The 576-nt window shown below is 63.7% G+C and carries 1 pseudogene; it reads right to left on the reverse strand.

The features are described 5' to 3' along the window. Nucleotides 1-576 (reverse strand): annotated as a pseudogene (dnaE2, locus tag AACY08_RS28220) (error-prone DNA polymerase); the annotation flags it as partial.

Consider the following 576-nt stretch of genomic DNA (forward strand, 5'->3'; position numbering starts at 1 on the left):
TCCATGGCCGCGGGCTCGATGGGCACCAGGTCGTCTAGGCGGTCATGCGTCAGCACGAAGCCGCCCGGGTGCTGCGACATGTGACGCGGCACGCCGATCAGCTTGCGCGCGAGGTCGAGCGTCAGGCGAAGGCGACGATCGGCGATGTCGAGGTTGAGCTCGTCGACCTGCTTCTCGCCAACACCCTCGGCCGACCAGCCCCACACGAGGCCGGCGAGCGAGGAGGTCAGATCCTCTGGCAGGCCGAGCGCCTTGCCGACATCGCGCAATGCGCCTTTCGTGCGATAACGGATCACGGTCGAGCACAGAGCGGCATGATCGCGGCCGTAGGTCTCGAACACCCACTGCATGACGATCTCTCGCCTTTCGTGCTCAAAATCGACGTCGATGTCGGGCGGTTCGTGGCGTTCGGTGGAGATGAAGCGTTCGAACAGCAGCTTGTGCTTGACCGGATCGATCGAGGTGATGCCGAGCACGAAGCAAATCACCGAATTCGCCGCCGATCCGCGCCCCTGGCACAAAATGCCCTGGCTGCGGGCATAGCGCACGATCGAATTCACCGTCAGGAAATAGGGC

This window comes from Pseudomonas sp. EL_65y_Pfl1_R83 (assembly GCF_963970695.1).
GTDB classification, from domain to species: Bacteria; Pseudomonadota; Gammaproteobacteria; order Pseudomonadales; family Pseudomonadaceae; genus Aquipseudomonas; species Aquipseudomonas tritici.